The organism is Streptomyces sp. PCS3-D2, from assembly GCF_000612545.2.
Classification (GTDB): domain Bacteria; phylum Actinomycetota; class Actinomycetes; order Streptomycetales; family Streptomycetaceae; genus Streptomyces.
Genome location: NZ_CP097800.1, coordinates 3,351,525 through 3,375,383 on the forward strand (window position 1 = coordinate 3,351,525; position 23,859 = coordinate 3,375,383).

Here is a 23,859-nt window from a genome sequence, read left to right on the forward strand (position 1 = left end):
CCATGACCGACGGCACGAATCCCCCGAGCAGCCCTCAGCCCGATCCCGCCCCCGGCAGCGGTTACGGGTTCCCGCCGGGACCGCCCGCCCGGGACGGTTACGGCTACCCGGCCGGCGGCGGCTACGGCCATCCGGCCGGCAGCGGCGGCTACGGCTATCCGCACCCCGGGCAGCAGCCGAACCCCTACCAGCAGGACCCGGGCGGTCAGCAGTGGCAGCCCGCGGGCACTCCGAGCCAGCCCGAGCAGCCCGGCCCGCCGGGGTTCACGAGGCTGGCCGGCCCGGACATACCCGGTGCGGCGCAGCAGCCGGACTGGGAGGCCATGGCCGAGCGCTCCGATGCCGAGCGGCGCCGGAAGAAGCTGTGGATGCTGGGTGGCACGGTGACCGTGCTGGCGCTCCTCGCCGGCGGTGGAACGTTCTTCCTGATGCGCGGCGACGACGCGCAGGACGCCCAGCCCTCGGCCTCGGTCTCGGCCTCGCCCGAGCCGGAGGACTCCAAGTCACCGACCGCGTACACCGCCACCGTGGCGGGTGACGACACCCTGCTGCGCGACAGCTACGGCCAGACCGGCATCCGGTTGGGCTCCGACCTGAAGGTCGGCGCGCTGGGCAAACGCTTCCAGGTCGTCGGCAGGGGCAACGGGAACTCCTGGGGCCAGTCCGCCGAGCCGGTGGTCGACGTCACCAAGAGCTTCACGCTCACGGCCCGCGCCTACAGCTCCGCGACCAAGGGATCGCGGATCGTCATGAGCCAGGGCGACGGGGAGTCCTTCTCCTTCGAGCTGGGCGTCAACGAGGTGAAGGGCAAGAAGGCCTGGATCTTCCGTGTCCAGACGGGCGACAAGGGCGCGGCCGCGACCACGCGGACGGTGACGGCGGAGGGGCTGGAGGTCTTCAAGACGCCCACCCTGCTGATGGCCACGTACGACGCGGAGAAGAAGGCGATCGCCCTCTACGTGGACGGCAAGAAGGCCGGTGAGACCGAGGTGCCGCCCATCTGGCAGGCGCCCGGCCCGCTCCAGCTCGGCCGGTCCCGACACCACAACATCTGGACCGGGCCGTGGCAGGGCGGCCTGCACAACGTCAAGGTCTACGACATGGCGTTCACGGAGGAGCAGGCCGCCGGCTACAAGCAGGGCAAGCTCTCGCCGGCGCCGAAGCCGACCCACGGCTGGCTGCTCACCTGACCTGCCCGGACCTGCCCGGACACGGCGACGCCGACCGGCCTCACGGGCCGGTCGGCGTGGTCACGACGTGTTCGGTACGGGTCAGATGGTGACGCCGTTGGTGCGCAGGAAGGCCACCGGGTTGAGGGCGGAACCGTAGTTCGGGGTGGTCCGGATCTCGAAGTGCAGGTGCGGACCGCTGGAGTTGCCGGTGTTGCCGGACAGGGCGATGCGCTGCTTGACGGCGACCTTCTGGCCGACCTTGACCTGGATCTTCGACAGGTGCGCGTACTGCGAGTACGTGTTGTTGGCGTGCTTGATGACGATGGCGTTGCCGTAGGCGGGACCGTCACCGCCGCCGTTCGGGCCGGCCTTGACGACCACACCGGCGGCCGCGGCCTTCACCGGGGTGCCGACCGGGACGGCGAAGTCCTGGCCGGAGTGCTTGCGGGCCCACATGCTGCCGCCCTTGCCGAAGGTCGCGGACAGCGTGTACTTCTCCAGCGGCTTGTCCCACAGCCCGGCCTTCTTCTTCGCCGCCGCGGCGGCGTCGGCACCGGCGGCGGGAGCCGCCTGCGGGGCGTCGGCGAAGGCGGCGGTCGTCCCGGCCCCGAGAGCCAGCACAGCACCGAGGGTTGCGCCGACGGTGATACGGGTAGAACGGGCGATGACGCGCTTCGCGGACATAGAGCAGACCTCCGGGGCCGGGGACAGGGGCGTTCACGCCCGTCTCGGGCATGAAGTGACCCGGCACGCTCAGCCATGTGCCGGGTGGGCTCATCTTTGGTAACCCGGATGTCCGGAGTTCCCCAAACGTCCTCGTTTACTACCGTGGCTCGTAGGCGCGCCAGGGTGATATGTCCCGTTGACGGGGTTCTCCAGGGGCTCAACCCCTCCGGAAGGGCCTTATCGATCTACGAAACCCCCTAGTATGTCCGATTTGCCCTGTGTGGCTTGTCACCGGCCGCACCCCCGGACCCGCGCCCCTGACGTGCCCGGACGTGACGGGCACCACGCACCGGGCCGGCGGACGTCGTGCGGGCCACGGGGCAGGGTCCGGCGGTGGACGCCTGCGCCGGGTCCGCCGCCGACCGCCCGCCGCCGGGAGGCTCCCCGGCGGCGGGCGGTCGTCCGGCATCAGGAGGCGCAGCCGGTGCGCTCCTCGGCCGTCATCGCTCGGGAGCGGGCGATGAGCAGGTCGTTCTTCCCGGTGGGCGCGCTGAAGACACTGTTCTTGACGACGACATGCCGGTACCTCTTCTTGGTACCGCTCCTGATCTTGGTGTCCGCCTCGAAGTCGAGCCGCAGGTCACCGGTGGCAGTGCCCATCTCCGCCGCCCTGCTGAACCAGCCCACGTTGCAGGCCGGAACCGGCAGGCTGTTCGTCTGCGAGGCGGTGCTCGACCGCGTCCACGTCTTGGTGTACTTGGCGGTCACCGCGACCTCCGCCGCGCCCCAGACGGCGGACTTCACCGACGAGCTCACCTCGAAGCTGTCCGAGCTCGTGACCGTGTCCGACCAGGCCAGGGTGTGGGTGACCGTCGTGGACGCGTAGTTGAGGACGCGGTCGCCCACCTGGTGCTCCGGCCCGGGGGCGGCCTGGTAGGAGGAGGGGGCGTAGCTGATCCTGCAGTCGTTCTCGTAGTAGGGCATCGGCGAGATCTGGTGCACATCGTAGCAGATCTGCAAGGCCTTCGCCGCCAGCGGGTCACTGGCCTCCAGCGTCAGGGTGCGGCTCTGGGCCGCCGCGGCCGGTGTCGCGGCCAGTACCAGCATCCCGGCCGCGATCCCCGCAAGAACCGGTACCCGTCCGATTAATGGCATGCGCGTGTTTCCTTCCAGTGGTCGTCCAAGAGGAGGGCCGGCGGGCGTCGTCCGTACCCGCGACAGCGGTGGTGCGCCGGCTCGACGGCCATTCTGGGGTGCCGCCGCCCCCGTACGTGAGTGCTAGAACATGCACATGCCGCAAGAATCCTTCCACGGTCCCGCGGGGTCGCGCCCGCACCGGGTGGCGGTCCTCGTGGACGAGAACACCAATCCGTTCGAACTGGGCTGTGCCACCGAACTCTTCGGCCTGCCCCGGCCCGAACTGGGGCGCGACCTCTACGCGTTCGCGCTCTGCACGCCGGGCGACCGCGCGGTGATGCGAGGCCGCTTCTTCACCCTCACCGAGACGGCAGGCCTCGAAGCCGCCGAGGCCGCCGACACCCTCATCGTCCCGAGCAGACCGGACGTCACCCGCCCCCGCCACCCCGCCGTGCTGGACGCCATACGCCGCGCCCACGCGCGCGGCGCCCGACTGGTCTCCTTCTGCACCGGCGCGTTCGCCCTGGCCGAGGCCGGCGTACTCGACGGCCGCCGGGCCACCACGCACTGGCAGTGCGCGGAACTCCTGCGCGCCCGCTACCCCGAGGTCCACGTACAGCCCGACGTCCTCTTCGTCGACGACGGCAGCATCCTCACCTCCGCGGGCAGCGCCGCCGCACTCGACCTCGGCCTGCACATCATCCGCCGCGACCACGGCGCGGAGACCGCCAACACCATCAGCCGCCGCCTGGTCTTCCCCGCCCATCGCGACGGCGGGCAGCAGCAGTTCATCGAACGCCCCATGCCCGAGCTGCCCGACGAGTCACTGGCACCCCTGCTGGCCTGGGCACAGGAGCGGCTGGACGCCCCGCTCAGCGTCGCGGACCTCGCGGCCGAGGCTTCCGTCAGCACCACCACCCTGCACCGGCGATTCCGCACCCAACTGGGCACCACCCCGCGCGCATGGCTGACCGCGCAGCGCGTCACCCTCGCCCGCCGGCTCCTCGAACACGGGGTCACCCACGTCGACGCCGTCGCCCGCCGCAGCGGACTCGGCACCCCGGCCAACCTCCGCACCGTGCTGCGCCGCGAGACCGGGCTCACGCCGTCGGCTTACCGCCAGCGCTTCGGCCCGGGGACCCGGTAGCCCCGGGCGCCCCCGCCCGGTCCGGTCCGCCCCGCCCACTCCCGCGCGCCCGGTGCGGAGGCGCCCCCGCGGGCAACCGCGCCAAAGGGGCGGCCCCGGAACCGTGAGGTTCCGGGGCCGCCCCTTGTGTGGTGCTCGGTCGCACCTACGCGTTACGCGCCCTTCGACAGGTCCGGTCCGGAACCCGTGGCCTCGATCGGAGGCAGGTCCGGCAGGGCCGACTTCTCCTCGCCGCGGAAGGTGAACTTGGCTTCCTCGCCCTCACCCTCCTTGCCGACGACCACGATGTGACCGGGCCGCAGCTCGCCGAAGAGGATCTTCTCCGACAGCACGTCCTCGATCTCGCGCTGGATGGTCCGGCGCAGCGGCCGGGCACCCAGGATCGGGTCGTAGCCGCGCTTGGCGAGCAGGAGCTTGGCGTCGCCGCTCAGCTCGATGCCCATGTCGCGGTCCTTGAGGCGCTCGTCGACCTTCGCGATCATCAGGTCGACGATCTGGATGATGTCTTCCTCGGTGAGCTGGTGGAAGACGACCGTGTCGTCGACACGGTTCAGGAACTCGGGCCGGAAGTGCTGCTTGAGCTCTTCGTTGACCTTCGCCTTCATCCGGTCGTAGCCGGTCTTCGTGTCGCCCTGCGCCGCGAAGCCCAGGTTGAAGCCCTTCGAGATGTCCCGGGTACCCAGGTTGGTCGTCATGATGATGACCGTGTTCTTGAAGTCCACGACCCGGCCCTGGGAGTCGGTCAGGCGACCGTCCTCCAGGATCTGGAGAAGGGAATTGAAGATATCCGGGTGGGCCTTCTCGACCTCGTCGAAGAGGACGACGGAGAACGGCTTCCGGCGCACCTTCTCGGTGAGCTGGCCGCCCTCTTCGTAGCCCACGTAACCGGGGGGCGAGCCGAAGAGTCGGGAAACCGTGTGCTTCTCGCTGAACTCCGACATGTCGAGGGAGATCAGCGCGTCCTCGTCGCCGAAGAGGAATTCGGCGAGCGTCTTGGAGAGCTCGGTCTTACCGACACCGGACGGACCGGCGAAGATGAACGAGCCGCCCGGGCGCTTCGGGTCCTTCAGACCGGCACGGGTACGGCGGATCGCCTGGGAGAGCGCCTTGATGGCGTCCTTCTGGCCGATGACCCGACGGTGGAGCTCGTCCTCCATGCGGAGCAGTCGCGAGGACTCCTCCTCGGTGAGCTTGAAGACGGGAATGCCGGTCGCGGTCGCGAGGACCTCGGCGATGAGCTCGCCGTCGACCTCGGCGACGACGTCCATGTCGCCGGCCTTCCATTCCTTCTCGCGCTTGGTCTTCGCCGTGAGCAGCTGCTTCTCCTTGTCGCGGAGAGAAGCCGCCTTCTCGAAGTCCTGGGAGTCGATGGCCGACTCCTTGTCCCGGCGCACGGCCGCGATCTTCTCGTCGAACTCGCGGAGGTCCGGCGGCGCGGTCATCCGGCGGATGCGCATCCGGGAGCCGGCCTCGTCGATCAGGTCGATCGCCTTGTCCGGGAGGAAGCGGTCCGAGATGTAGCGGTCCGCCAGCGTCGCCGCCTGGACGAGAGCCTCGTCCGTGATGGAGACGCGGTGGTGGGCCTCGTAGCGGTCGCGCAGGCCCTTGAGGATCTCGATCGTGTGGGGGAGGGAAGGCTCCGCCACCTGGATCGGCTGGAAGCGGCGTTCGAGGGCCGCGTCCTTCTCAAGGTGCTTGCGGTACTCGTCGAGCGTCGTGGCACCGATGGTCTGGAGCTCACCACGGGCCAGCATGGGCTTGAGGATGCTGGCGGCGTCGATCGCGCCCTCGGCGGCGCCCGCACCCACGAGGGTGTGGAGCTCGTCGATGAACAGGATGATGTCGCCGCGGGTGCGGATCTCCTTGAGCACCTTCTTCAGGCGCTCCTCGAAGTCACCGCGGTAGCGGGAGCCGGCGACCAGGGCGCCGAGGTCAAGCGTGTAGAGGTGCTTGTCCTTGAGGGTCTCGGGGACCTCGCCCTTGACGATCGCCTGCGCCAGTCCCTCGACGACGGCGGTCTTGCCGACGCCGGGCTCGCCGATGAGGACCGGGTTGTTCTTCGTACGGCGGGAGAGCACCTGCATGACCCGCTCGATCTCCTTCTCGCGCCCGATGACCGGGTCGAGCTTGGATTCGCGGGCAGCCTGGGTGAGGTTGCGGCCGAACTGGTCCAGGACGAGCGAGGTCGAGGGCGTGCCCTCGGCCGGGCCGCCGGCCGTGGCCGACTCCTTGCCTCCGCCGGTGTAGCCGGAGAGCAGCTGGATGACCTGCTGCCGGACTCGGTTGAGATCGGCGCCCAGCTTCACGAGGACCTGGGCGGCGACGCCCTCGCCCTCGCGGATCAGGCCGAGCAGGATGTGCTCGGTGCCGATGTAGTTGTGGCCGAGCTGGAGGGCCTCTCGGAGCGAAAGCTCCAGGACCTTCTTCGCCCGCGGGGTGAAGGGGATGTGGCCGGACGGGGCCTGCTGGCCCTGACCGATGATCTCCTCAACCTGCTGGCGAACAGCCTCGAGCGAAATCCCGAGGCTCTCCAGGGCCTTAGCGGCGACACCCTCACCCTCGTGGATCAAGCCCAGGAGGATGTGCTCGGTGCCGATGTAGTTGTGGTTGAGCATCCGGGCTTCTTCCTGAGCCAGGACGACAACCCGCCGCGCGCGGTCGGTGAACCTCTCGAACATCGTTTATCGCTCCTCAGAGCGGTCGGGCAGTTCGGGGTCGGTCCCCGCCCTGTCCTTCCGCATGCTAGTCCCGTGGGGCGGGACAGCTCATTCCAACTGCCGACATCCGTCCACGGCTCACCCCTGCATCAGCGGGAAAACCGGCTTGAAGAGCCGACAACTGCTCCAACTCGATGGTGCGAGACGATGTTCCCGCAGGCCAGGCAGATACCCGTCATGCGTGTACGCCGACGGCGAACGGAAGCCGGTCAAATCAGCGTGTCGCCCCGATCCACTAGGAATGTCTTACCCGTACGGGCCGACACTCCATGCCGGTGACACCGGTTCCCTCCGCTGAGGGCGAACAGAGTTTCGTCTCGAATGTGGGACTCCACCGCCGCGAACGTTTACGTTCCGCACATCCGCGAGTGCGGAACGTCACATCCACCGTAACCCCGAAGCGTTTCTGCAGTTGCTCCGGACATGCCCGTAACCGTGCTGCCGACCGTCCCGCCGCCCCGTGTCGCGCCCGGGGAGGACGCGTACGCCGCCTGGTACGGCAGGGTGCTCGGGTGGACCGTGACGGGCGGGCCGCCGGTCCAGCTCGTGACCGGCGTCGGCTTCGACGTGCTGGAGCTGCCGTCGGACGCGGGGGCGGCGCTGTTGCGCCGGCCGGTCGCCACGGGTCCGGTGGCCGTGATGGGTCGCCGGATGCGGTTCCTGGTGGCTCCGGGGAGCGCGGAGGAGCTCGACGGGCTGCTCGACTGGCTGGAGTGGGGCGGGGTCGCCCTGGATCTGACCGCCCTGGGTGAGGGCGGGCGGATCACCGCCCCGGCACCCCCGGGGCCGCCCCCCGGAGGAAGCCCCCGGGGGGCCGCCGTGTGGCTGCGACCCCCCGAGCAGGGGTGTGAGGCGCTGCTGCCGGCCCTGCCGGGCCCCGGGCGGCCCGCAGGGCCCGCTCGCCGGCCCGATCTCGTACGCCTGGTCGCGGCGGCGGCGACGGAGTGCCACCGGGCGCGCCTGGGGCGGCGTACGCAAGGGGTCCGTCAGCCCTTGGCCTTCTCGTAGGCCTCGCGGATCTCGGCCGGGACGCGTCCGCGGTCGTTCACGTTGTAGCCGTTCTCCTTGGCCCAGGCGCGGATCTCGGCCGTGTCCGGGTTCCCGGTCGCCGCGGAGGCGCGGCCCTTGGCGCGGGCCGCGGTGGCGCGGCCACCGGTGCGGCGGCCGCCCTTGGTGTACGGGTCGAGCAGACCGCGGAGCTTTTCAGCGTTGGCGGTGGTGAGGTCGATCTCGTAGGTCTTGCCATCCAGAGCGAACGTCACGGTCTCGTCCGCCTCGCCGCCGTCGAGGTCGTCGACAAGAAGGACCTGAACCTTCTGTGCCACCGGGATTTCCTTTCATCGAAAAGCAGTACGCGGAAAGGAAACCGCTTTTCCCTGGAAAACACAAACCCCCCGGGAGAGGTTCAGGACCGCAACGAGGCGGGAAACGTGCGCGATTCGGACATAGGCCTCAGGACCGCGGAGCGCCGGAAAAGCTGAGGCCATCGATCAGAGGTGCAGAAGCATCCGACTGTTACCCAAGGTGTTCGGCTTCACTCGTTCGAGACCGAGGAACTCGGCGACGCCCTCGTCATAGGAACGCAACAGCTCCATGTAGACATCGGTGTCGACCGGGGTCTCGCCGATCTCGACGAAGCCGTGCTTCGCGAAGAACTCGACTTCGAAGGTCAGGCAGAAAACCCGGCTCACCCCGAGCGTGCGGGCGGTGCTCAACAACTGCCGGAGCACCTGGTGGCCGACGCCGGCGCCCTTCAAGTCGCGGTCGACGGCGAGAGTGCGCACCTCGGCCAGGTCTTCCCACATCACATGGAGTGCACCGCAGCCCACTACCTGTGCGTCGGAGTCGCGTTCCGCGACCCAGAACTCCTGGATGTCCTCGTAAAGGACGACCGGCGCTTTGTCGAGCAGGATCCGCTGCTGCACGTACTGGTCGAGGAGGCGGCGCAGCGCGGGAACATCGCGTGTGCGGGCACGGCGGATCGTCACTGTTTCTGCGTGTGCAGAGGAAAACTCTCCCATGGCTGCGGACGCTATCGCCCCGCCGGACCCGGGTGCTCGGCGGACTCCTCTTGGCCTTCCGCCGGAGCGGGATCGCCTTCCGCCGCAGCGGGATCGCCGTCCGCCGGAGCGGCGGGTTCGGCGGACGGTTCGACGGGAGCTTCCGCGCGCGGTTGCGCCGGGGCTTCGGCGCCGGACTCGTCGTCGTACTGGACGACCCGGACGGCGTCCCGGAGGGCTTCGCGCTGTTCCGCGGACATCATGCCGAAGAAGGCGACGAGAGCGGCGGCGGGGTTGTCGCTCGTCGACCAGGCTTCGTTCATCAGTGCGGCCGAGTAGGCGGCGCGGGTGGAGACCGCGGTATACCGATAGGCGCGGCCCTCGGCTTCCCGCCGGACCCAGCCCTTCTGATGGAGATTGTCCATAACGGTCATGACCGTGGTGTACGCGATGGACCGTTCCTGCTGGAGGTCTTCCAGGACTTCCCGAACGGTGACCGGGCGGTTCCACTGCCACACCCGCGTCATGACGGCGTCTTCGAGTTCTCCCAAGGGGCGAGGCACAACAGCACGATAGTGCGGGTTGTGCGGAATTGCCCGACCATTCACCCGGCAACGCGCGGCAGAAATCGGGCGCACGGCCCGTACGGGCGCATGCCCGCGCGGAGGCGCTCCGCGCCCGGAGCGCCCCGGAACGTGTCCTATGGGTCAGGCGACGGGCCGGGCCGGATCACGGCGCATCGGACCGCACCGCGGGCCGGGCGTGGTCCACGGAAATCGGCCCGGCCGGGCGGGCGTCCAGGCCGTCTCTTCCGGAGCTCTTCCGGAGCTCTTCCGGAGCTCTTCCGGATCCAGCCCGACCCGCGGCGCCTGGCACCGCGGGCTCAACCGGCACGTCCTGAAAGAGACGGCCTAGTTCTGCTGCTGGCGGGCGGCTTCGGCCCGGGCGATCACGGCGTCGACCGCCGCGTCCTCCTTGGACTTGTTGGAGCCGCCCTGGCTCTTCACGATCGTCACGACGAGGGCGATGAAGAACGCGGCCATCACGAAGGGGGGCACGAGCGCGGAGACGTAGTCCATGCCCCCAGCGTAGCCACACTCAGCCCGGCCGGGCGGGGTGGGTGAGGGGCGCACCCCCGCCACCCCGGGCCGCCGCCCCGCGGCCCGCTCCGGCCGGACGCGCTCACACGACGGCGAGCCCGGACGCCGGGGGCGGGGTGGGCTTGCGGCGTGGCGGGAAGACCTCGCCGGGAGTGGGGACGGGCCGTTCGGGGCGCGGCCGCTCCTTGGGCGGCGCGGGAGCCGGTCGCGGCGGCTCCTCCCGGCCGCCCGCCAGGGACAGCCGGCGGGCGCGTGGTGCGCGGGCCGTGGCCAGACGTCGCCGTACGGAACGCTCTGCGACGGCCCGGGCCCGTTGCAGCAGTGCGGCGGCAGCCGGATCGGACCGGAGCGCGCGCAGGGCGGCGAGGTCGTCGGGGACCGGCTCGTAGCCGCCGGCGAGGGCCTCCCGGAGCAGCTCCAGGTAGCCGGAGAGACTGCCGGGCAGAGCGTTCCGGTAGCGGGCCAGATCGTCCAGGACGAAGGCTCTGAGCCGGCCCGCCTCCCGGGCCGCTTCGTCCACCGCCTGCGCGAGGCGCAGGCAGTCCTGGACCTCCTCGGCCGCCAAGGGGGCCGAGGAGGACTGAAGGGCGTGGGCGAGCGAACGCCTGAGCACGTGCAGCTCAGCAGCGCTGAACGCCATGCCGCCGCGGGATCCGTAGGGCGTGGGCATGGGGCCGAAGATACGCGCTAATCGGACAAAATCCCCTCAGGAGGGGTGGGTGCGGCGCGGCGCGGCCGGATGTCGGCACCGGCCTCAGCCGGTCTCCTTGACCGCGCGCAGGAAGTCCGCCCAGGCGGCCTGGGTGGTGGCGAGGACCAGGTGGGCGGGGTCGACGCGGTCGGCGACCTTCACGAGGGCGCCGGGGGCGACGGCGACGTAGACGCAGGCGTCGCCGGCACCGCAGAACGAGGACTTCCGCCACGCGGGCTGAGCAGTCATGGTGTCTCCTCCGGGCACGGTGGCCGGTAATTGCGGTCAAAGGACGGTAACGCCGCGGCCTGTCCTCACCGGCGACTTTCACGCAACTCGGCGTTTCGCCGCTGCCCCGAGAGGGTGCGGATGGTACGGCTCCGCGCAGTCGGAGCCGATTCGCCCGACCCCGGCAGGGAAGCGTTCCAGGCCCCGGCAAGGGCCGTTCCCGGCCGCGGCGGGAGCCGCTTCCGGCCGCGGCCGGGCGGCGTCAGATCCGGGCCACGAAGGCCGAGACCGCCTCGTGGACCTCGGACTCCGTCCAGGACAGGCCCGGCTCGGTGACCTCCAGCTCGGTCACCGCGAGGCCCGGCGGCCCCCCGGCCGACCAGCGGCGGAAGAAGACCGTTCCGGTCTCCTCCGCCTGCCGCAGGCCCGCTTCCGTCAGCCGGTCCGGGTCGTGGGGCAGCCACACCTGGAACTGGTGGGTGTGCGGCTCCTCGGGGTGGACGCGCACCCAGGGGACGCCGGCCTTCCCGAGGGCCTCGCGCAGAGCCCGGGCGACCATCCGTGCCTGGGCCACGTACGCCGGCAGCCGCGGGAGCTCCCCTTCGAGTCCGGCCAGCGCGGCCAGGGCCTGCGGGAACTGTCGGAAGATCTGGCCCCCGTAGCGGTGGCGCCAGACCCTGGTCTCCTCCACGAAATCCGACGGCCCGGCCAGGGCCGCCCCGCTCAGGCCGCCGAGCGACTTGTAGAACGAGACGTACACCGAGTCGGCCAGCCCGGCGATCTCCGGAAGCGGGCGGCCGAAGTGGACGGTGGACTCCCACAACCGGGCGCCGTCGAAGTGGATCACCGCCTCCCGCTCCCGTCCCGCCTCCACCAGCGCCCGCAGCTCCTCCCAGGTGGGCAGCAGGAACCCGGCCTCGCGCAGCGGCAGCTCCAGCATCAGCGTGCCGAAGGGCTCGCGGACCTCTTCGACCTCCTGCGCGGTCGGCTGGCGCGCCTCGGTCGTCGGGTGCACCACCCGCAGCCCGGAGACCACCGACAGGGCCTCGCCCTCCCACATCTCCGGGTGGCTCATCGGGTGCAGCGCGACGACCGGGTTCCCGGTCCGGCCGGCCCAGCAGCGCAGCGCGACCTGCTGCGCCATCGTGCCGCTGGGGAAGAAGGCGGCGTCCTGCGTCCCGAGCAGCTGCGCGACCCGCCGCTCCAGTTCCTCGACGATCCCGTCGCCGTAGAGGTCGGCCGGCGCGTCCATGTCGTGGTCGTACGGGCCCTGGGCGAGCCGCGCCAGCGACTCACCCAGCGTCGCCTCGCGCGGACTGCGGGTCAGGGTCCGGTCGGCCGCCCGCCAGGCGGCCACGAGCCGGGCCGTGCGTCGCGTTTCGTCGTCGCTGTCGCTCATGGCCCCTGATCCTCGCCCCTCGTCCCCGACCGGCCAAGAGCCCCACGGGCTAGCATGGCGGCGTAACGTCCGGTACCCCTGCGGACTGGAACGGAAGGCATTCCCCGCGTGAATCCATCACAGCAGCCACGCCCTGCCCGGCTGGCCGTCGGCGTCGTCGGGGCGGGCCGGGTCGGCCCCGCGCTGGCCCGTGCGCTCCAGCAGGCGGGCCACCGTCCCGTCGCCGTGTCGGGCGTCTCCGACGCATCCGTGCGCCGTGCCGCGCGCATGCTGCCCGACGTTCCGCTGGTGCCGCCCGCCCAGGTGCTGGAACTGGCCGACCTGGTCCTGCTGACCGTCCCCGACGACGCGCTCCCCGCGCTCGTGGAGGGACTCGCGGAGACCGGAGCGGTCCGGCCCGGCCAGCTCCTCGTGCACACCTCGGGCCGGTACGGGACCTCCGTGCTCGACCCGGCGCGCCGCGTGGGCGCCCTGCCGCTGGCCCTGCACCCCGCGATGACCTTCACCGGAACCGAGGTCGACGTGCAGCGGCTGGCCGGCTGCTCCTTCGGCGTCACCGCCCCCGAGGAGCTGCGGCTGGCCGCCGAGGCCCTGGTCATCGAGATGGGCGGGGAGCCCGAGTGGGTCGCGGAGGAGAGCCGCGCGCTGTACCACGCGGCCCTCGCCCTCGGTGCGAACCACCTGGTCACGCTGGTCGCCCAGTCGCTGGAGCTGCTGCGCAAGGCGGGGGTCGCGCACCCCGACCGGATGCTCGGCCCGCTGCTCGGCGCGGCCCTCGACAACGCCCTGCGCTCCGGCGACGCGGCCCTGACCGGGCCGGTGGCCCGCGGTGACGCGGGGACGGTCGCCGCGCACGTAGCGGAGCTGCGCCGGCACGCGCCGGGCACGCTCGCCGGATACCTGGCCATGGCCCGCACCACTGCCGACCGGGCCCTCGCGCACGGTCTGCTCAAGCCCGAACTCGCCGAGGACCTGCTCGGCGTTCTCGCCGACACGGACCCTGACGGGGGCGATCAGTGACCGAGCTGCTGCTGCACACCGCCGACGAGCTGCACAAGCTGCCGCGCACCGGGCGGCGGGCCGTGGTGATGACCATGGGCGCCCTCCACGAGGGTCACGCCACCCTGATCCGCGCGGCCCGGGAGCAGGCCGGGCCCGAGGGGCAGGTCGTCGTCACCGTCTTCGTCAACCCGCTGCAGTTCGGGGCGGGTGAGGACCTCGACCGCTACCCCCGCACCCTCGACGCGGATCTGGCGCTCGCCGAAGAGGCGGGCGCCGACGCGGTGTTCGCCCCCGCCCTCGACGAGGTCTACCCGGGCGGCGACCCGCAGGTGCGGATCAGCGCCGGCCCGATGGGTGAGCGGCTCGAAGGGGCCACCCGCCCGGGCCACTTCGACGGGATGCTGACCGTCGTCGCCAAACTGCTCCACCTGACCCGCCCCGACCTGGCCCTCTTCGGCCAGAAGGACGCGCAGCAACTCGCCCTGATCCGGCGGATGGTGACCGACCTGAACTTTCCCGTCGAGGTGGTCGGTGTACCGACCGTCCGCGAGGAGGACGGCTTGGCGCTGTCGTCCCGCAACCGCTATCTCTCCCCCGCGGACCGGCAGACCGCCTTGGCGCTGTCCCGGGCGCTGTTCGCCGGCCGCGACCGGCTCGCCGCGCAGGCGGCCCTGCGGGCCCGTGCCGAGGCCGCCCCGGCCACCGACGAGCGCGCCACCGCTCTGGCCCGGCTGGGCGAGATCCGCGCCTCGGCCGACGCCCACGCCGTCTCGGCGGCCTGCGCGGGCCTGCCGGACGCGGTCCGGGCCGCGGCCAGCCACGTGCTGGACGACGCGGCCCGCTCGGAGCCGCCGCTCGTGCTGGACTACCTGGCGCTGGTGGACCCGCAGGACTTCACCGAGGCCGGTCCCGACTTCACCGGGCGGGCCGTGCTGGCCGTCGCCGCGAAGGTCGGCACGACCCGGCTGATCGACAACATCCCATTGGAATTCGGAGCACACTCGTGAGCACCCCTGCCAGAGGCCCCGTCGGCAGCACCGGCATACGGCTGCACGCGCCGGCGCCCGGCTGGTCCCTCGACGCCGACGTCGTGGTCGTCGGCTCCGGTGTGGCGGGTCTGACCGCCGCGCTGCGCTGCGCGGCCGCGGGCCGCCGTACCGTCGTGGTCACCAAGGCCCGGCTCGACGACGGCTCCACCCGCTGGGCCCAGGGCGGCATCGCCGCCGCCCTCGGCGAGGGCGACAGCCCCGAGCAGCACCTCGACGACACCCTGGTCGCGGGCGCCGGCCTGTGCGACGAGGGGGCCGTACGACTGCTCGTCACCGAAGGCCCGGACGCGGTACGCCGGTTGATCGACACCGGTGCGGTCTTCGACACCTCCGCCGAGACCGGTGAGATCGAGCTGACCCGGGAGGGCGGCCACCACCGCAGGCGGATCGCGCACGCGGGCGGCGACGCCACCGGCGCCGAGATCTCGCGGGCGCTGGTCGAGGCCGTGCACGCCGCGGGCATAGAGACGGTGGAGAACGCGCTCGTCCTCGACCTCCTGCAGGACGCGCAGGGCCGTACGGCCGGTGTCACCCTGCACGTCATGGGCGAGGGCCAGCACGACGGCGTCGGCGCCGTCCATGCGCCCGCCGTGATCCTCGCGACGGGCGGCATGGGCCAGGTCTTCTCCGCCACGACGAACCCCTCGGTGTCCACGGGCGACGGTGTGGCGCTCGCGCTGCGCGCCGGGGCCGAGGTCTCCGACCTGGAGTTCGTGCAGTTCCACCCGACGGTGCTGTTCCTGGGCCCGGACGCCGAGGGCCAGCAGCCGCTGGTGTCGGAGGCCGTCCGCGGCGAGGGCGCCCACCTCGTCGACGCCGACGGCGTGCGCTTCATGGTCGGTCAGCACGAGCTCGCCGAGCTGGCCCCGCGCGACATCGTCGCCAAGGGCATCATGCGCCGCATGCAGGAGCAGGGCGCACAGCACATGTACCTGGACGCCCGGCATTTCGGTGCGCGGATGTGGGAGCAGCGCTTCCCGACGATCCTGGCCGCCTGCCGCGCGCACGGCATCGACCCGGTGACCGAGCCGATCCCGGTGGCGCCCGCCGCGCACTACGCCTCCGGCGGCGTCCGGACCGACCTGCACGGCCGCACGACCGTCCCCGGCCTGTACGCCTGCGGCGAGGTCGCCTGCACGGGCGTGCACGGCGCGAACCGGCTGGCCTCCAACTCCCTGCTGGAGGGGCTGGTCTTCGCCGAGCGGATCGCCGAGGACATCGCCGCGCAGGAGTACGGCGGCGGCGGCCCCGGCGTCCCGGTGCCCTCGACCGGTCCGCTGCAGCCCGCCGGGGCCCGGTACGAGGTCCAGCGGATCATGACGGACGGCGCGGGCGTGCTCCGCTCCGCCCGCTCGCTGGCGGCGGCGGCCGAGGCCCTCGAAGGGCTGTACGCCACCGCCCTGAACGATCTCGAAGCACACGGCAAGACCGCCGAACCCGGTGTGGACACCTGGGAGGCCACGAACCTGCTGTGCGTGGCGCGGGTCCTGGTCGCCGCCGCACGGCGCCGCGAGGAGACCCGCGGCTGCCACTGGCGCGAGGACCACCCGGACCGGGACGATGCCCGGTGGCGCCGCCACCTCGTGGTCCGGCTCTCGGACACCGAGAGGCGGGCCCTGGTCGTCGTACCCACCGACTCCGCGGACTTCCCGTCCGCGCACCCCCTGAGCACCCCTAGCCTGGAGCAGTGACCGTGAGCACCCCCGAACTTCCCCTCATCGACCAGAACGACGGCGGCTGCGGCGACGACTGCGCCTGCGGCGACGGCGAGGAGAGCGGCCTCGACCCGGCGCTGGCCCAGCTGCTCGCGGACGCGGGCCTGGACCCGATCGAGGTCGAGGACATCGCCCACATGGCGCTCTCCGAGGACCTCGACGGAGGCGTGGACGTCACCACCGTGGCCACCGTCCCCGAGGACGCCGAGGCCATCGCCGACTTCGTCGCCCGCGAGGACGGCGTCGTGGCGGGCCTGCGCATCGCCGAGGCGGTGTTCTCCGTGGTGTGCACGGAGGCCTTCGAGGTGGAACGGCACGCGGAGGACGGTGACACCGTCAAGGCCGGCGAGGTGCTGCTGTCGGTCCGCGCCCGCACCCGAGACCTGCTGACGGCCGAGCGGAGCGCGCTGAACATCCTGTGCCGGCTCTCGGGCATCGCGACGGCCACCCGCCGCTGGGCGGACGTCCTGGAGGGCACGCAGGCCAGGGTCCGCGACACCCGCAAGACCACGCCGGGCCTGCGCTCGCTGGAGAAGTACGCGGTCCGCTGCGGCGGCGGCGTCAACCACCGCATGTCCCTCTCGGACGCGGCGCTGGTCAAGGACAACCACGTGGTCGCCGCGGGCGGCGTCGCGCAGGCCTTCACCGCGGTGCGCGAGGCGTTCCCGGAGGTCCCGATCGAGGTCGAGGTCGACACGATGCACCAGGTACGCGAGGTCCTGGACGCGGGCGCGGACCTGATCCTGCTGGACAACTTCACGGTCCCGGAGACCGAGGAGGCCGTCACGCTGGTGGCCGGCCGCGCGGTGCTGGAGTCCTCGGGCCGCCTGACCCTGGACACCGCCCGGGCGTACGCGGAGACCGGGGTGGACTACCTGGCGGTCGGCGGGCTGACCCACTCCTCGCCGATCCTGGACATCGGTCTCGATCTGCGCGAGGCGGTGTAACCGGTGCTCCTCACCATCGATGTGGGCAACACCCATACGGTCCTGGGCCTGTTCGACGGTGACGAGATCGTCGAGCACTGGCGCATCTCGACCGACCCGCGGCGCACGGCCGACGAGATGGCCGTGCTGATGCAGGGCCTGATGGGCATGCACCCGATGCTCGGCAGCGAGCTCGGCGACGGGATCCACGGCATCGCGATCTGCGCGACGGTGCCGTCGGTCCTGCACGAGCTGCGCGAGGTCACCCGGCGCTACTACGGCGACGTGCCGGCGGTGTTGGTGGAGCCGGGCATCAAGACGGGCGTGCCGATCCTGATGGACAACCCGAAGGAGGTCGGCGCGGACCGCATCATCAACGCGGTCGCGGCGGTCGAGCTCTACGGCGGGCCGGCGATCGTCGTCGACTTCGGTACGGCGACCACCTTCGACGCGGTGTCCGCCAAGGGTGAGTACGTGGGCGGGGTGATCGCCCCGGGGATAGAGATCTCGATGGAGGCACTCGGCGTACGGGGCGCCCAGCTGCGCAAGATCGAGCTGGCCCGGCCGCGCCACGTGATCGGCAAGTCCACGGTCGAGGCGATGCAGTCGGGCGTGATCTACGGCTTCGCGGGCCAGGTCGACGGGGTCGTGGCCCGGATGGCCAAAGAGCTGGCCGGGCCACACGGGGATCCGGAGGACGTCCGGGTCATCGCGACCGGCGGGCTGGCCCCGATGGTGCTGGGTGAGTCGTCGGTGATCGACGACCACGAGCCGTGGCTGACGCTGATCGGGCTGCGGCTGGTCTACCAGCGCAACGCACCGAACTTCCAATGACGCTGCCGGGACCGGGGCCGTACCCCGTGGGTGCGGTCCCGGTCCCGTCAGGCGTGGACCTCGACCCACAGCAGCTTCCCCCCTGCCTTCCCGTACAGCCCCGTCCCGCCGAGCGGATAGCCGCCCCAGTTGGCGGCGTACGCCCGCACGAGGAACAGCCCGCGCCCCCGTTCGGCGCCCGGCCGCGGCGCCGCGACGGGTGAGTCCGCCCCGAAGGGCGGAGGGATGTGGGGATTGCTGTCCCAGACGCTGACCCGCAGCCGGGTGGACCCCATGGCCCGGAGCCGGAGGGTGTACGGGCCGTCCGAGTAGAGGTAGGCGTTGGCCAGCAGCTCACCGGCCAAGAGCTCGGCCGTCTCCACGAGCGCGCTCATCGCGTGCGTCCGGAGCACGGAGCGCAGGGTCTGGCGGGCGAGGCCGGGGGCGCGGGGATCTTGCGGGAGTTGCAGGCTGTAGGCCCACGACGGAGATACGGTGGCAGGCATGGAAGTCTCCGATCACGGAGGGGTGTTGGTCGCTTTGCGCTTGCTGCCCGGTGACCGTGCCGCTCCGTCGAGCGGGGTACTTCCGGGCGGGGTGGCCTGCGTTCCAGACTAGACGTCACCAAAGATTCTTTGCGCGAATCTAAGGTCTTCGATCCGGAATTCCCTCGTGTGAGTGAGGAGTGAAACATGGTCGCCCGCCCCGTACCAACGGCCCGTCGCGCCCGGCTCGCCGCTGAACTGCGCAAACTCCGCGAGCGGGCCGGTATGACCGCCACCGAGGCCGCGGCCGCGATCGGCACCAGCTCGGGTCAGCTGAGCAACGTGGAAACCGCCAGGTTCGGAGTGAGCCCCGACCGCGTCCGTGCCATGGCACGCGTGTACTCGGTCTGCGACGCACAACTCGTGGACGCGCTCGCCTCGATGGCCGCCGACCGTACGAACGGCTGGTGGGAGCAGTACCGAGAGGTACTTCCGCCCAGCCTCCTGGACCTGGCCGAGCTTGAACACCACTCGTTGGCACTGCGCGCCGCCTATACCGCCCACGTCCCAGGCCTTCTACAGACGGCGGACCACGCGCGGGAAGTCTTCCGGCAGGTGGTCCCGGAACTGACCCCTCCCGAGGTCGAGCACCGGGTTTCCCACCGGATCAAGCGGCAGGACGTGCTCTACCGCAGCGATCCCATCCCCTATACGGCGATCATCCACGAGGCGGCCCTGCGGATGCGGTTCGGCGGACACGCCGTCGTCAAGGGACAGCTCGTCCATCTCATCGAGATGGCACAGCGAAGCCAAGTCCGCATCCTGGTGATCCCCTTCGAGGCGGGATCATTCCCCGGTGCCGGCCAGTCGATCTACTACGCGCACGGTCCCGTGCCACAGCTCGACACAGTCCACCTCGACCAGTCACACGGTCCGGCGCTGGTGGACGCCGAGGCCCGGTTGGACGGATACCGGCTCCTCCTCGGCCGCATGGAGACCATGGCCCTCAACCGCGAGAAGAGCAGCGAGTTCATCCACAACATCCTGCGCACCCTGTGAAGGGAAGACCTCAATGTCCGTGCTCAGCTGGCATAAGTCGTCCTACTGCGGCACCGGCGAAGCCTGCGTCCACGTGGCGGCGGCCGCCCGCGACGGGGCCGTGAGGGTGGCCGGCAGCGACGCCCCCGGCGAGGACCACCTCATCGTCTCGCCGGCCGCCTGGTCCGCCTTCCTCCGAGCGGTCAAAGCCGCGCCGGGGGTGCGGGAGGGCGGGCGGCGGTAGCCGGCGAGCGTGCGAGAAGGGCCGGGCTCCGGCACCGCGAAGCCCGGCTGACGTACCCCGCACCGGCGGCCCGTACAGTTTCGGGCGCATCCGGGGAACGAGGAAAGCAGGACGTGCACGTGGGAACACAGGACCGCAGGCCGGGACACCGTCTGCGCGTGGCAGCGGTGGCACTGCTGGCGCTGGGCGGGGTCGTGGGCGGTGTCGGGGGCCTCGGCGGATACTTCTTCATACCGACCAGGGTCATTCCGTCGGACCACATGCGGCCTACCCATCCGGCAGGCGGATCGATGGACTTCAACACGCTCGCCACCGGTGTGGACCGCGGCGATGTGGTGCTCTTCGACGCCGCGGCCTGGGGCGAACGGCATCTGTCGATCGAACGCGTGATCGCGGTGGGCGGCGACCGCATCGCCTACACCCCCGGGGAGCGGACACTGACCCTGAACGGGAAGCCGCTGGACGAGCCCTACGTCCTGAACGGCGATCCGGTGGCGGGATCGCCCGGCGCGTTCGACGTCACCGTGCCCGAGGGCCGCCTCTTCCTCCTGGGCGACAACCGCGGCAACTCCGCCGACTCCCGGTACCGGTCCGAGGCGTCGGAGGGAGGCACGGTTCCCCGGGAGGCGGTGAGGGCCACGTTCATCGACGAGGACGCCCCGCTGGTCGTCGGCCTCCGGTCAGCCGCGCTCGCAGGCGCCGGGGTGCTGTTCGCGGGTGCGGGGCTCGGCCTCGCCGCACGGCGGTCGCGCCGCAGGGCGACGGTTGCGCCACCGACCGCGGAAGCGGTGCCGGGAGTCTGAGGTCCGGGCACGGCGGCGGCTCCGGCGGGGCGGGTAGGACGCGCCGGCGCCGCCGACGGAGAGCCTGACCGCTCCGATCGCCACCGCGGAGACACCACCCCCGCGGCTCAGCACGGGTGCGGGCGGCTCAGCATCCGCCGCAGGGCGGCCCGCCAGGGGTGGCGGGCCTCGCCGCCGTCCAGGACGGCCCGGAACTGCTGGTAGGAGCGGGCCGCGCGAACGACGGCGACATCGTCGCGCCCCGGCGGCGGGGGCATGGGGGTGCCGTGCTGGGACGCGCGGTAGGTGTCGATGAGGTACTGCTCTATCGCTGTCATGACTCCACCCTCACCCCGTCGGCCCCGTCGCGCACGACGGTTGACGGTCCCCGTCAATCGTCCGGCCGCCGGGGCCCGCGGGGCGGCCGTGGGGCGGTCCTCCCGGCGCCCGCGATCACTCCTCCGGCGGCCGCGCCGAGGCCATGGCGGCCACCCGTACGGAGGCGCTGGGACGCCGGGGCGGACTTCCCCGCCGTGCGGACACGGACAGAATGGCCCGATGAGCGTCACCATCGACATCGCCGGGCTCCCCCACGAGCGGATCACCTTCGCGCCCTCCCCGCTGGCCGAGCTCAGCATGGCCCTGCACGCTCTCTCCCAGCCGTCGCACCACCCGCGGCTCGCCTCCTGGACCGCCGCCACCTCCGCCTCGCTCGATCCGTGCCTCGCGGACCGTCTGCTGGAGGCCGACTTCCTGTGGCGCACCTGCTTCTCCGACATCTTCATGGCCTTCGCCGGGATCCCCGGCGAGTCCGGGCGCCCGGCGGCGACGCTGGCCGAAGAGCTCGACGTACTCGACCGGCTGGACGACGAGCGGTTCGTGGGGGCCGCCCTGGAGCACTGCCATCCGGCGCTCTACAACGCGGGCGGCGGGCCCTCGCCGCTGGAGAACCCGGCGGCCCGCGCCAGGGCGCTGGAGGCGGCCGCCGCCCGCGGCCCGCGCCAGCTGGACTTCTCCGTGCGGCTGCTGGATGACACCGCGGCCGTGCGGACGTGGCTCAGGCGGCTCCTGGAGGACTGCGACGAAGCGTTCTTCGCCCGGACGTGGGAGCGTCTGGAGCCCGGCCAGAGCGCCGACGCCCGGCACAAGGCCGAGCTGCTGCGCCGCAAGGGCCTGCCGGCCGCGCTGAAGGACGTCTCGGCGGCCCTGAGCATCGACGAGGGCCTCACCACCATCACCGCCGACAAGATGGTCCACGGGACGACCACGGCCACCGATCCCCGAATAGGCAGCGGCCTCGTCCTCGTGCCGACCAACTTCGGGTGGCCGCACCTGCTGGTGCTGCACGCACCGCGGTGGCGGCCGGTGGTCCACTACCCGCTGGACACCCACGGGCCGACCGCCGAGCCGGGCTCGGTGGAACTGCTCCAGCGGCGGATGGAGGCACTGGCGCACCCGATGCGGATGATGCTGTGCCGGAGTCTGGCCCGGGCCCCGTTCACGACGAGCGAGCTGGCGAAGGTGTACGGGATCACTCCGCCGGAGGTGTCGCGGCACCTGGCCGTCCTGAAAAGGGCCGGTCTGATGCATACACGGAGGCAGGGCCGATATGCCCAGCACCAGTTGGATCTGAGCGCTGTTGCGCGCATCGGTTCCGACTTCATCGAGGGCATCCTCCGATAGCCCGTCCGACAGGGCCAACCGGCAGGTGGATGGCTGGATTTGACCGGCCCAGAGTCACCGATATACGGAATTCATGAACCGAAATCAGCGAAAACTCTGGCCATGATGGCCACTTGCTGTCTAACGTGCGCTCACTGTTCCCCCACGTAACGCGCACCGCGTCCGCAGAACCGGTCCGCCGTGCTCCGCCGCGCTGTGCCCTGCTCCGCCTGCACTGCTCCGCCTGCCCTGCTCGCCTGTCGTGGAAGGATCTTCATGCCCTCACGCCGTATAGCCGCAGCAACCGCCGCCCTGGCAGCCGCGGCGCTCGTCTCGCCCCTGCTGCTCGCCGGACCGGCCGGTGCCACCGGGAGCCCGCGGAGCGACGCCGCCAAGGCGGACGCGCTGGCCCGGAAGCTGGTCAAGGACGCGACCGGCAAGGGAGCCTTCAACCACCTCAAGGTCCTGCAGTCGATCGCCGACTACAACAACGGCAACCGGGCGGCCGGTTCCAAGGGCCACGAGCAGTCGGCCAAGTACGTCGAGGCCGTGATGAAGGCGGCCGGCTACAAGGTCACGCGCAACGCGTTCGACTTCGTGTACGTCGAGACCCTCGCCGAGAAGCTCACGGTGAACGGCGCCACCGGGCGTGACGTCCCGATGCACCTGATGACGTACACGACGAGCACCCCCGAGGGCGGCGTGACGGCCGAGGTCGCCGTCGCCCCGGTCGACGCGGACGGGACGAACGGCTGCGAGCCGGGCGACTTCGCCGCCGGCGGCTTCACCGGCAAGATCGCCCTGATCAAGCGCGGCGGCTGCACCTTCGCGGCCAAGCAGGCCAACGCCGCCGCGGCCGGCGCGGTCGGCGCGGTCGTCTACAACAACACCGCGGGTGCCCTGAACGGCACCCTGGGCGACCCCACCGTCGGCAAGGTCCCGACCGGCGGCATCACCCAGGAAGACGGCGAGAAGCTGGCCGCCGAGGCCGCCGCCGGTCCGGTCGAGATCACCCTCGACATCCGCGAGCTCCGCGAGAACCGGACGACGTTCAACGTCATCGCCGAGACCAGGGGCGGCGACGAGAACAACACCGTCTTCCTCGGCGCGCACCTCGACTCGGTCGCGGCCGGCCCCGGCATCAACGACAACGGATCCGGCTCGGCCGGCATCCTCCAGGTCGCCCAGCGACTCGCGAGCGAGCAGAAGAAGATCAAGAACAAGGTCAAGTTCGCCTGGTGGTCCGCGGAGGAGTTCGGCCTGCTCGGCTCGGAGGCGTACGTCGCCGGCCTGACGGACGAGCAGAAGAAGCAGATCAGGCTCTACCTCAACTTCGACATGATCGCCTCGCCGAACGCGGCGTACTTCGTGTACGACGGCGACGACTCCGACGGCGTCGGCGCGGGCCCCGGCCCGGAGGGCTCCGCCCAGCTGGAGAAGGGGATCACCGACTTCCTCGACTCCAAGAACATCCCGCACGCGGGCACGGACTTCTCCGGCCGCTCGGACTACGGCCCGTTCATCGAGGTCGGCATCCCGTCCGGCGGCACCTTCACCGGTGCCGAGGGCATCAAGACGCCCGAGGAGGCCGCGAAGTTCGGCGGTCAGGCCGGTGTCGCCTACGACGTGAACTACCACGGCAAGGGTGACGACATCACCAACATCGACCAGAAGGCGCTCGACATCAACGTCGACGTCATCGCGGACGCGGTCGGCCACTACGCCTACGACCTCGCCCCGCTGTCGAAGCCGGTCGTCTCGCAGCCGACCCCCGGCGGCAGCGGCGGTGGCGGCGGTCTGCACACCGGCCACGACGCGGTCGAGCAGTAGGAACCCGCACCGGTGAGGGGCGCGATCCCGCGGGGATCGCGCCCCTTCGGCGTGGG

25 protein-coding genes are annotated in these 23,859 nt (G+C 71.5%); 13 read left to right on the forward strand and 12 right to left on the reverse strand.

Going from position 1 to position 23,859, the window contains the following annotated elements; genetic code table 11:
* Positions 1 to 2: 2 nt before the first annotated feature.
* Positions 3 to 1,190 (forward strand): LamG-like jellyroll fold domain-containing protein, encoded by a 1,188-nt coding sequence (locus tag AW27_RS14385; RefSeq protein WP_052030456.1) that lies wholly within the window; start codon positions 3 to 5, stop codon positions 1,188 to 1,190.
* Positions 1,191 to 1,271: 81 nt separating this feature from the next.
* Here AW27_RS14385 and AW27_RS14390 read toward each other — a convergent pair whose 3' ends face one another.
* Positions 1,272 to 1,856 carry a M23 family metallopeptidase gene (locus AW27_RS14390; protein ID WP_037921230.1) on the reverse strand — a complete coding sequence of 195 codons (585 nt, stop codon included), beginning with the start codon at positions 1,854 to 1,856 and terminating at the stop codon, positions 1,272 to 1,274.
* Positions 1,857 to 2,306: 450 nt separating this feature from the next.
* Positions 2,307 to 2,993 carry a hypothetical protein gene (locus AW27_RS14395; RefSeq protein ID WP_157840232.1) on the reverse strand — a complete coding sequence of 229 codons (687 nt, stop codon included), beginning with the start codon at positions 2,991 to 2,993 and terminating at the stop codon, positions 2,307 to 2,309.
* Between the two features lie 136 nt (positions 2,994 to 3,129).
* Between AW27_RS14395 and AW27_RS14400 the strand changes: the two genes are divergently transcribed.
* Positions 3,130 to 4,122, forward strand: a complete 993-nt coding sequence (locus tag AW27_RS14400) for a GlxA family transcriptional regulator (protein ID WP_037921596.1) — start codon at positions 3,130 to 3,132, stop codon at positions 4,120 to 4,122.
* Positions 4,123 to 4,274: 152 nt separating this feature from the next.
* Here the strand turns inward: AW27_RS14400 and AW27_RS14405 are convergent, their stop codons facing one another.
* Entirely contained in the window at positions 4,275 to 6,800 is a 2,526-nt protein-coding gene (locus AW27_RS14405; protein ID WP_037921221.1) for an ATP-dependent Clp protease ATP-binding subunit, read from the reverse strand.
* Between the two features lie 474 nt (positions 6,801 to 7,274).
* Here AW27_RS14405 and AW27_RS14410 point away from each other — a divergent pair, with 474 nt between their 5' ends.
* Positions 7,275 to 7,847, forward strand: coding sequence for an SCO3374 family protein (locus AW27_RS14410; RefSeq protein WP_052030521.1), 573 nt, complete (start codon positions 7,275 to 7,277; stop codon positions 7,845 to 7,847).
* Here AW27_RS14410 and AW27_RS14415 read toward each other — a convergent pair.
* The 7 genes from AW27_RS14415 to AW27_RS14445 all read right to left on the reverse strand — a co-directional run bounded on the left by AW27_RS14415 (position 7,826) and on the right by AW27_RS14445 (position 12,257).
* The gene (locus AW27_RS14415) at positions 7,826 to 8,164 is read right to left on the reverse strand and encodes a histone-like nucleoid-structuring protein Lsr2 (protein WP_037921217.1); all 339 of its coding nucleotides are present in this window, start codon (positions 8,162 to 8,164) and stop codon (positions 7,826 to 7,828) included. The genes AW27_RS14410 and AW27_RS14415 overlap by 22 nt on opposite strands.
* A 165-nt stretch (positions 8,165 to 8,329) precedes the next feature.
* Positions 8,330 to 8,860: an amino-acid N-acetyltransferase gene (locus tag AW27_RS14420; protein WP_037921215.1), complete on the reverse strand. Its 531-nt coding sequence runs from the start codon at positions 8,858 to 8,860 to the stop codon at positions 8,330 to 8,332.
* An 11-nt stretch (positions 8,861 to 8,871) separates the two neighbouring features.
* Positions 8,872 to 9,402 carry a BlaI/MecI/CopY family transcriptional regulator gene (locus AW27_RS14425; RefSeq protein ID WP_078556373.1) on the reverse strand — a complete coding sequence of 177 codons (531 nt, stop codon included), beginning with the start codon at positions 9,400 to 9,402 and terminating at the stop codon, positions 8,872 to 8,874.
* Positions 9,403 to 9,750: 348 nt separating this feature from the next.
* Positions 9,751 to 9,918, reverse strand: coding sequence for a hypothetical protein (locus tag AW27_RS14430; protein ID WP_030027391.1), 168 nt, complete (start codon positions 9,916 to 9,918; stop codon positions 9,751 to 9,753).
* A gap of 103 nt (positions 9,919 to 10,021) precedes the next feature.
* Positions 10,022 to 10,609 carry a hypothetical protein gene (locus AW27_RS14435; protein ID WP_037921210.1) on the reverse strand — a complete coding sequence of 196 codons (588 nt, stop codon included), beginning with the start codon at positions 10,607 to 10,609 and terminating at the stop codon, positions 10,022 to 10,024.
* 84 nt (positions 10,610 to 10,693) lie between these two features.
* A complete protein-coding gene (locus tag AW27_RS14440; RefSeq protein ID WP_037921209.1) occupies positions 10,694 to 10,879 on the reverse strand; it encodes a DUF397 domain-containing protein in 186 nt (61 codons plus the stop codon).
* 241 nt (positions 10,880 to 11,120) lie between these two features.
* Complete coding sequence (locus AW27_RS14445; RefSeq protein ID WP_037921207.1) at positions 11,121 to 12,257, reverse strand: threonine aldolase family protein; 1,137 nt, start codon at positions 12,255 to 12,257, stop codon at positions 11,121 to 11,123.
* Between the two features lie 108 nt (positions 12,258 to 12,365).
* On the opposite strand from AW27_RS14445, the gene AW27_RS14450 reads away from it, so the two are divergent.
* The 5 genes from AW27_RS14450 to AW27_RS14470 are packed head-to-tail and all read left to right on the forward strand — an operon-like array spanning position 12,366 to position 17,783.
* Positions 12,366 to 13,277 carry a Rossmann-like and DUF2520 domain-containing protein gene (locus AW27_RS14450; RefSeq protein ID WP_037921205.1) on the forward strand — a complete coding sequence of 304 codons (912 nt, stop codon included), beginning with the start codon at positions 12,366 to 12,368 and terminating at the stop codon, positions 13,275 to 13,277.
* The gene (panC, locus tag AW27_RS14455) at positions 13,274 to 14,266 is read left to right on the forward strand and encodes a pantoate--beta-alanine ligase (protein WP_037921203.1); all 993 of its coding nucleotides are present in this window, start codon (positions 13,274 to 13,276) and stop codon (positions 14,264 to 14,266) included. Before AW27_RS14450 ends, panC begins: the two co-directional genes overlap by 4 nt.
* Positions 14,263 to 15,999, forward strand: a complete 1,737-nt coding sequence (locus AW27_RS14460) for an L-aspartate oxidase (RefSeq protein WP_037921201.1) — start codon at positions 14,263 to 14,265, stop codon at positions 15,997 to 15,999. Before panC ends, AW27_RS14460 begins: the two co-directional genes overlap by 4 nt.
* Before the next feature lie 2 nt (positions 16,000 to 16,001).
* Complete coding sequence (gene nadC / locus AW27_RS14465) at positions 16,002 to 16,970, forward strand: carboxylating nicotinate-nucleotide diphosphorylase (RefSeq protein ID WP_037921199.1); 969 nt, start codon at positions 16,002 to 16,004, stop codon at positions 16,968 to 16,970.
* Positions 16,971 to 16,973: 3 nt separating this feature from the next.
* The gene (locus AW27_RS14470; RefSeq protein WP_037921197.1) at positions 16,974 to 17,783 is read left to right on the forward strand and encodes a type III pantothenate kinase; all 810 of its coding nucleotides are present in this window, start codon (positions 16,974 to 16,976) and stop codon (positions 17,781 to 17,783) included.
* Between the two features lie 47 nt (positions 17,784 to 17,830).
* Here the strand turns inward: AW27_RS14470 and AW27_RS14475 are convergent, their stop codons facing one another.
* A complete protein-coding gene (locus tag AW27_RS14475) occupies positions 17,831 to 18,268 on the reverse strand; it encodes an ATP-binding protein (protein WP_037921195.1) in 438 nt (145 codons plus the stop codon).
* Between the two features lie 186 nt (positions 18,269 to 18,454).
* Between AW27_RS14475 and AW27_RS14480 the strand changes: the two genes are divergently transcribed.
* The 3 genes from AW27_RS14480 to lepB all read left to right on the forward strand — a co-directional run bounded on the left by AW27_RS14480 (position 18,455) and on the right by lepB (position 20,332).
* Positions 18,455 to 19,306, forward strand: coding sequence for a helix-turn-helix domain-containing protein (locus tag AW27_RS14480; RefSeq protein WP_037921193.1), 852 nt, complete (start codon positions 18,455 to 18,457; stop codon positions 19,304 to 19,306).
* Between the two features lie 19 nt (positions 19,307 to 19,325).
* Positions 19,326 to 19,529 carry a DUF397 domain-containing protein gene (locus tag AW27_RS14485; protein ID WP_370466486.1) on the forward strand — a complete coding sequence of 68 codons (204 nt, stop codon included), beginning with the start codon at positions 19,326 to 19,328 and terminating at the stop codon, positions 19,527 to 19,529.
* Positions 19,530 to 19,687: 158 nt separating this feature from the next.
* Positions 19,688 to 20,332: a signal peptidase I gene (gene lepB / locus AW27_RS14490; RefSeq protein WP_157840231.1), complete on the forward strand. Its 645-nt coding sequence runs from the start codon at positions 19,688 to 19,690 to the stop codon at positions 20,330 to 20,332.
* A 107-nt stretch (positions 20,333 to 20,439) separates the two neighbouring features.
* On the opposite strand, the gene AW27_RS14495 is transcribed toward lepB, so the two are convergent.
* A complete protein-coding gene (locus tag AW27_RS14495) occupies positions 20,440 to 20,649 on the reverse strand; it encodes a hypothetical protein (RefSeq protein WP_037921189.1) in 210 nt (69 codons plus the stop codon).
* A 220-nt stretch (positions 20,650 to 20,869) separates the two neighbouring features.
* On the opposite strand from AW27_RS14495, the gene AW27_RS14500 reads away from it, so the two are divergent.
* Together AW27_RS14500 and AW27_RS14505 are read left to right on the forward strand one after the other, a co-directional pair.
* Complete coding sequence (locus AW27_RS14500; protein ID WP_037921186.1) at positions 20,870 to 21,994, forward strand: DUF5937 family protein; 1,125 nt, start codon at positions 20,870 to 20,872, stop codon at positions 21,992 to 21,994.
* Positions 21,995 to 22,249: 255 nt separating this feature from the next.
* Positions 22,250 to 23,803 carry a M28 family metallopeptidase gene (locus tag AW27_RS14505; RefSeq protein WP_037921183.1) on the forward strand — a complete coding sequence of 518 codons (1,554 nt, stop codon included), beginning with the start codon at positions 22,250 to 22,252 and terminating at the stop codon, positions 23,801 to 23,803.
* The last annotated feature ends 56 nt before the right edge of the window (positions 23,804 to 23,859 follow it).

Bases quoted from the DNA above. Each gene is read 5' to 3' on its own strand.
- AW27_RS14385 (WP_052030456.1), top strand. From the start codon at position 3: ATGACCGACGGCACGAATCCCCCGAGCAGCCCTCAGCCCGATCCCGCC.
- AW27_RS14390 (WP_037921230.1), bottom strand. From the start codon at position 1,856: ATGTCCGCGAAGCGCGTCATCGCCCGTTCTACCCGTATCACCGTCGGC.
- AW27_RS14395 (WP_157840232.1), bottom strand. From the start codon at position 2,993: ATGCCATTAATCGGACGGGTACCGGTTCTTGCGGGGATCGCGGCCGGG.
- AW27_RS14400 (WP_037921596.1), top strand. From the start codon at position 3,130: ATGCCGCAAGAATCCTTCCACGGTCCCGCGGGGTCGCGCCCGCACCGG.
- AW27_RS14405 (WP_037921221.1), bottom strand. From the start codon at position 6,800: ATGTTCGAGAGGTTCACCGACCGCGCGCGGCGGGTTGTCGTCCTGGCT.
- AW27_RS14420 (WP_037921215.1), bottom strand. From the start codon at position 8,860: ATGGGAGAGTTTTCCTCTGCACACGCAGAAACAGTGACGATCCGCCGT.
- AW27_RS14430 (WP_030027391.1), bottom strand. From the start codon at position 9,918: ATGGACTACGTCTCCGCGCTCGTGCCCCCCTTCGTGATGGCCGCGTTC.
- AW27_RS14435 (WP_037921210.1), bottom strand. From the start codon at position 10,609: ATGCCCACGCCCTACGGATCCCGCGGCGGCATGGCGTTCAGCGCTGCT.
- AW27_RS14440 (WP_037921209.1), bottom strand. From the start codon at position 10,879: ATGACTGCTCAGCCCGCGTGGCGGAAGTCCTCGTTCTGCGGTGCCGGC.
- AW27_RS14445 (WP_037921207.1), bottom strand. From the start codon at position 12,257: ATGAGCGACAGCGACGACGAAACGCGACGCACGGCCCGGCTCGTGGCC.
- AW27_RS14475 (WP_037921195.1), bottom strand. From the start codon at position 18,268: ATGCCTGCCACCGTATCTCCGTCGTGGGCCTACAGCCTGCAACTCCCG.
- AW27_RS14480 (WP_037921193.1), top strand. From the start codon at position 18,455: ATGGTCGCCCGCCCCGTACCAACGGCCCGTCGCGCCCGGCTCGCCGCT.
- AW27_RS14495 (WP_037921189.1), bottom strand. From the start codon at position 20,649: ATGACAGCGATAGAGCAGTACCTCATCGACACCTACCGCGCGTCCCAG.
- AW27_RS14500 (WP_037921186.1), top strand. From the start codon at position 20,870: ATGAGCGTCACCATCGACATCGCCGGGCTCCCCCACGAGCGGATCACC.
- AW27_RS14505 (WP_037921183.1), top strand. From the start codon at position 22,250: ATGCCCTCACGCCGTATAGCCGCAGCAACCGCCGCCCTGGCAGCCGCG.